At 62.9% G+C, this 6,216-nt stretch carries 4 protein-coding genes; 1 reads left to right on the forward strand and 3 read right to left on the reverse strand.

The annotated features are described in order from the left end of the window. Positions 1-28 precede the first annotated feature (28 nt). The 3 genes from PspCFBP13528_RS21935 to PspCFBP13528_RS21945 form a co-directional block, all read right to left on the reverse strand. Positions 29-1,354, reverse strand: a complete 1,326-nt coding sequence (locus PspCFBP13528_RS21935; RefSeq protein WP_065951343.1) for a sigma-54 dependent transcriptional regulator — start codon at positions 1,352-1,354, stop codon at positions 29-31. Then, the gene (locus PspCFBP13528_RS21940; protein ID WP_065951344.1) at positions 1,348-3,114 is read right to left on the reverse strand and encodes an ATP-binding protein; all 1,767 of its coding nucleotides are present in this window, start codon (positions 3,112-3,114) and stop codon (positions 1,348-1,350) included. The genes PspCFBP13528_RS21935 and PspCFBP13528_RS21940 overlap by 7 nt, the downstream gene beginning before the upstream one ends. 236 nt (positions 3,115-3,350) lie before the next feature. Then, positions 3,351-4,874, reverse strand: coding sequence for a fumarate hydratase (locus tag PspCFBP13528_RS21945; protein WP_065951345.1), 1,524 nt, complete (start codon positions 4,872-4,874; stop codon positions 3,351-3,353). Between the two features lie 214 nt (positions 4,875-5,088). Here PspCFBP13528_RS21945 and PspCFBP13528_RS21950 point away from each other — a divergent pair, with 214 nt between their 5' ends. After that, the gene (locus tag PspCFBP13528_RS21950; protein ID WP_137201489.1) at positions 5,089-6,021 is read left to right on the forward strand and encodes an iron-sulfur-binding ferredoxin reductase; all 933 of its coding nucleotides are present in this window, start codon (positions 5,089-5,091) and stop codon (positions 6,019-6,021) included. The last annotated feature ends 195 nt before the right edge of the window (positions 6,022-6,216 follow it).

Below are 6,216 nucleotides of genomic sequence, written 5' to 3' on the forward strand. Positions count from 1 at the left end.
CTTGCCCCCGATAGCGACCGGAAGGCCGCTAGAGAAACATCTCCCTTGCCAACCCATGCCGCTGCATCTTTTCATTGAAGGTGCGGCGGGGCAGTTGCAGTTCCGCCAGCACCGCCTTGATATCGCCTTTATGTCGGGTCAGCGCAGCTTTCAGGCAATGCGCCTCGAAGGCTTCCTGTTGCGCCGCCAACGATTGCCCGACCTCGACACCCTCAGGTTCAGGCTCTCCAAGCCCCAGTACCTGGCGTTCAGCGACGTTGGCCAGTTCACGCACATTGCCCGGCCAGTCATGGCTGAGCAGGCGCCCCAACTGCGGCCCGCTCAAGGGTTCGACCTGGCGGCCCAAACGCTCGGCGGCGCTTTGTGCAAAATGCTCGTACAGCAACGGGATGTCTTCGCGCCGCTCGCGCAACGGTGGCAAGCGCAGTTGCGCGACATTCAGGCGATACGCCAGGTCTTCGCGAAAACGCCCGGCACGGGCCTCTTCCAGCAGGTCCGGCTTGGTGGCGGCAATGATGCGTAAATCCACCTGGATACTTTGATTGGAGCCCAACCGCTCAAGCTTCTGCTCCTGCAGCACCCGCAACAATTTCACCTGTTGGGCCAGGGGCATGCTTTCGATTTCATCAAGGAACAGCGTGCCGCCGTGGGCATATTCCAGCTTGCCGATACGCTTGCCCTGGGCGCCGGTGAACGCGCCGCTTTCATGGCCGAACAACTCGGCCTCGAACAGCTGTTCGGGAATGGCCGCGCAATTGAGCGCGACAAACGGTTTCTTCGCCCGCAGGCCGAAATCATGCAGGCAGCGGGCCACCAGTTCCTTGCCGCTGCCGGTTTCGCCACGGATCAACACATTGACCGGCAGCGCTGCCAGGTCCAGCACCTGGCGGCGCAGGTGCTGCAAACTGCGGGACACCCCCAGCAGGCTGGATTCCAGTTGGGCGCGGTGATCGGCCTGCTGATGCAGGCGGCGGTTTTCCAGGACCAGGCCGCGTTTGTCGAGCGCTCGACGCAGGCTATTGAGCAGGGTATCCGGGCTGAAAGGTTTTTCCAGAAAGTCATAGGCGCCGTCGCGCATGGCTTCGACGGCCATTGGCACGTCGCCATGGCCGGTGAGTAAAATCACTGGCAAGTCGGCATCACGACGCTGCACTTCGGCCAGCAACTCCAGGCCGCTGAGCCCGGGCATGCGCACGTCGCTCAGGATCACGCCGGGGAAGTCCCTGGGCAACTGCGCCAGGCATTCTTCGGCACGGCTGAACAATTGCACCGCGAAACCCGACAGGCTCAACCATTGTTCGACGGCCGTGCGAATGCTGGCTTCGTCATCCACCACAATCACCGCGTTCAACATAGGTCGGGCGTCTCCAGCGCGACGGGTAAGGTCAAGGTAAACACTGCGCCGTCGCCTCGGTTGCCGGCGATCAGGCGTCCGCCCAGTTCATGCACGATAGCGTAGGACACCGCCAACCCCAAGCCGAGCCCGTCACCCACTGGCTTGGTGGTGAAGAAGGGGTCGAATACGTTGTTCAAGTGTTCTTCGGCAATCCCGCCGCCGCTGTCGCTGACGCTTAACTGCCAGAGCTGCTGGTCGGCGTGCAAACGGATCTCCAGGCGTTTGCGCGGTTTGTCGGCCATGGCATCCAGGGCGTTACGCAGCAGGTTGATCAACACTTGTTCGAGGCGAATCGCGTCGCCCCTTACCCAGGCAGGGCGGGTCAGGTCCAGCGCTACGCCGATGTGTTCATCGCGCAGGCGCGCATCGAGCAGATGCAGGGACTGGTCGACCACGGTGGCCAGGTCCAGGCGTTCGCGCAGGCCGCTGGGGCTTTTTCGGGCGAAGGTCTTGAGGTGGCCCGTCAGCGCCGCCATGCGCGTGAGCATGTCATCCAGCGGTGTGAGTGCCTTGTAGGCATCGTCCACGCGGCCGTGGTCGAGCAACAGTCGCAGCGTCGCCAATTGCATGCGTTGCGCGGTCAGTGGTTGGTTGATTTCGTGGGCAAGGGCGGCGGACATCTGCCCCAGTGCCGCCAGTTTGGCCGACTGCACCAGGCCATCCTGAGCGGTGCGCAGGGCCCGGGTGCGCTCCTCCACCAATTGTTCGAGCTCTTCGCGGCTGCGTTGACGCAGGCGCGCCAGACGCCAGCGTTGGCTCAGGAACAGCACAAGGAACACCAGGGCCAGCCAGGACCCGGCGGCGGCCAGGCCGGCATTGCGCTGGTCTTCAAACGGGAACTGGGGTTTGCGCAGCAGGTGCAGGGTCCAGCCTTCGGCTTTGAGCGGCAGCGACTCCCAGATGTAGTTGGCACTGCCGTCGGGGCCGTTGACGCGCATCAAGTGGCTGTTGTCGTCAAAGCGTTGCAGGGTGCTGGTCTCCAGCGGCTGCAGTTGCTTCTTGTCGTATTGACGAGTGGCCTTGAGTTCAGCCAGGTCGCTCCCTGACAGCGGCCGCAGGTTGCGATAGCGCCAGCCCGGCTGGTTGGCGATGAACACAATGCCGCGTGCATCGCTGACCAGCAGCAAGTCATTGCCCTGGGCCCATTCGCGTTCCAGTTCGGGAAACTCCAGCTTGACCACCATGGCGCCGAGGAACTGCTCGTGTTCATCGACCACTGCGCTGGAAAGGAAGTAGCCGGGGATGCCGGTGGTTACCCCCACGGCATAAAAGCGCCCGGTGCCCTGGCTCAAGGTCTGGCTGAAATAGGGGCGAAAGGCGTAGTTGTGCCCCACGTAACTGCTGGGCAGCTTCCAGTTGCTGGCGGCCACGGCCAGGCCGGTGCGGTCCATCAGTTCCAGGGTGGACGACTGCGCGGCGCTGTTGATGCGTTCCAGCTTGCGGTTGAGCAGGTCCTGGGTGCTGGCATCCAGCGGGCCTTTCAAGGCGTTGATCATCTCCGAGTCCAGGGCCAGCACGGCGGGCAGGGCGCGGTAGCGTTCGATCAGGGTGTGCAGCGAGTTGGCATACAGCGCGAGCTGCTGGTTGGCGCGGGCGGCATCGTCCACCAAAGCCTGGCGTTCGGCATGGCGCGTAGCCAGGGCGGCAGCCAGTACTGCACCGGCGATGATCAGCAGCGAATAGAAGGTCAGGCGCAGGGAGCGAGGGATCGCGATCATACGATGATCAACAGGCCGGTAAGGGGCGAGCACCATACCATGAGCCATTGGGTAGTGCAGTCAGAGGACTGGTGTGGGAGGGGGCTTGCTCTCGATAGAGGTATGCCAGTCAGCCTATCTGGAACTGACTAACCGCTATCGGGAGCAAGCCCCCTCCCACATTTGACTGCACTCATCATGAAAAAAGGCGACTGGGCCGTGGGGCCGCAGTCGCCTTTATCCTTGGAGGGAGGTGCTTACTGCACTTCCACCGCGAGGCTCTCACTGATCTTCTTCTGCCAGATGGCTGGACCGGTGATGTGTACCGACTCGCCGTTGCTGTCCACCGCAACGGTGACCGGCATGTCCTTCACGTCGAACTCGTAGATCGCTTCCATGCCCAGTTCGGCGAAAGCGACGACGCGCGATTGCTTGATGGCTTGCGCCACCAGGTACGCGGCGCCGCCCACGGCCATCAGGTACACGGCCTTGTGGTCCTTGATCGCTTCGATGGCGGTGGGGCCGCGCTCGGATTTGCCGATCATGCCCAACAGGCCGGTTTGTTCGAGGATCTGACGGGTGAACTTGTCCATCCGCGTCGCGGTGGTCGGGCCTGCCGGGCCCACCACTTCTTCACGCACCGGATCAACCGGGCCGACGTAGTAGATGAAGCGACCCTTGAGGTCTACCGGCAGGGTTTCGCCCTTGTTCAGCATCTCGACCATGCGCTTGTGCGCGGCGTCGCGACCGGTGAGCATCTTGCCGTTGAGCAACACGGTTTCGCCCGGCTTCCAGCTCTGCACTTCTTGCGGAGTCAAGGTGTCGAGGTTGACGCGACGGGCCGATGGGCCGGCTTCCCAGACGATTTCCGGGTAGGCGTCCAGCGGTGGCGCTTCCAGCGATGCCGGGCCCGAACCGTCGAGCACGAAATGCGCATGGCGGGTGGCGGCGCAGTTGGGGATCATGCACACCGGCAGGGAAGCGGCGTGAGTCGGGTAGTCCATGATCTTCACGTCGAGTACGGTGGTCAGGCCACCCAGGCCCTGGGCGCCGATGCCCAGTTGGTTGACCTTCTCGAACAGCTCCAGGCGCATCTCTTCGATACGGTTCTGCGGGCCGCGCTTCTTCAGCTCATGGATGTCGATGGATTCCATCAACACTTCCTTGGCCATCACCGCGGCCTTCTCGGCGGTGCCGCCGATGCCGATACCCAGCATGCCCGGTGGGCACCAGCCGGCACCCATGGTCGGAACGGTCTTGAGCACCCAGTCGACGATCGAGTCGGACGGGTTGAGCATGGCCATTTTCGACTTGTTTTCGGAACCACCGCCCTTGGCGGCGACGTCCACTTCCACGGTGTTACCCGGCACGATGGAGTAGTGGATCACGGCCGGGGTGTTGTCCTTGGTGTTTTTGCGCGCGCCTGCCGGATCGGCGAGGATGGAGGCGCGCAGTACGTTTTCCGGCAGGTTGTAGGCGCGACGCACGCCTTCGTTGATCATGTCGTCCAGGCCCATGGTGGCGCCATCCCAACGGACATCCATACCCACGCGCACGAACACGGTGACGATACCGGTGTCCTGGCAGATCGGGCGATGGCCGGTGGCGCACATGCGCGAGTTGATCAGGATCTGGGCGATGGAATCACGGGCGGCCGGCGATTCTTCGCGCAGGTAGGCTTCGTGCATCGCCTGGATGAAATCAACCGGGTGGTAGTAGGAAATGAATTGCAGGGCGTCGGCAACGCTCTGAATCAGGTCGTCTTGCTTGATCACGGTCATGAGTCGCGCTCCTCTATAAGGGAACATTCAATAAAGGTGGCTTCAGTGTTGCATCGGTCGGCTGAAGCCACCTTCCACAGGCACGCCATTGGTGCAGGCGCGACGCTAAAAAGGCGCGGCAGTATAACCCGTGGCGGTGGCCGATACACCCGACTATGGTCAAACTGTCGCAGGCATGATTCCCTGTGCACGTCCCTTCTGATAGAGCCTTTATATGCCTGAACTGCACGTCGGCGAACGCCACTGGTCGGTCGCCACCGGCAGCAACCTGCTGGATGCCTTGAACCAGGCAGGTGTGGCCGTGCCCTACAGTTGCCGCGCCGGCAGTTGCCATGCCTGCCTGGTACGTTGCCAGGGCGAGGTTCAGGACCGCCAACCTGACGCGTTGAGCCCGGAGCAACGCCAGCACGGTTGGCGCCTGGCGTGCCAGTGCCAGGTGGTTGGCGATCTGCAGGTCGAAGCCTTTGATCCTGTGCGCGACGGTTTGGCGGCGCAGGTGGTGGGGGCCGATTGGCTGACGGCATCGGTGTTGCGTCTGCGCCTGCAACCGGAGCGCGGCCTGCGGTACAGGGCGGGGCAGCACCTGGTGTTATGGGCGGGGCAGGTGGCGCGGCCGTATTCCCTGGCGAGTTTGCCGCAGGAGGAGCCATACCTGGAGTTTCATCTGGATTGCCGTTTACCCGGCGAATTCAGCGATGCGGCGCGACAGTTGAACAGGGGTGATTGTCTGCGCCTGGGCGAGTTGCGGGGCGGGGCGCTGCATTACGATCCGGACTGGCAGATGCGACCGCTGTGGCTGCTCGCATCCGGCACTGGGCTGGGGCCGTTGTGGGGGGTATTGCGTGAAGCGTTGCGCCAGGATCACCAAGGCGCCATTCGCGTGATTCACCTGGCCCATGATGCTGACGGGCATTATCTGGCCGGGCCCTTGGCAGAGCTCGCCGCGCAGCATTCCAACCTGACGGTGGAGCTGTGGACGGCGGCGCAGTTGGACCAGGCATTGGCACAACTGCGGCTTGTTTCGCGGCAAACGCTGGCTTTACTGTGCGGGCACCCTGGCAGCGTCGAGGTGTTCGCCAAGCGTTTGTTTTTGGCGGGGCTGCCGCGTAATCAGCTGCTGGCTGATGTGTTTGTGCCTCGTGGTTGAGGGGGGCGCGATTGACTGTGGGAGGGGGCTTGCTCCCGATGGCGGCCTCTGGGCCGACCAGGATGTTGGATTGGACCGAGTACATATCCGTTTCTGCGGTAACGGCCACTTAGGGTTCCGCCCTGACGGCGGCTCACTTTTGAAAAGCGCAAAAGTAAGCAAAACGCTCTTGCCGGTATGACTCACCCACATGGG

The organism is Pseudomonas sp. CFBP13528, from assembly GCF_005233615.1.
In the GTDB taxonomy this organism is placed as follows: domain Bacteria; phylum Pseudomonadota; class Gammaproteobacteria; order Pseudomonadales; family Pseudomonadaceae; genus Aquipseudomonas; species Aquipseudomonas fluorescens_AM.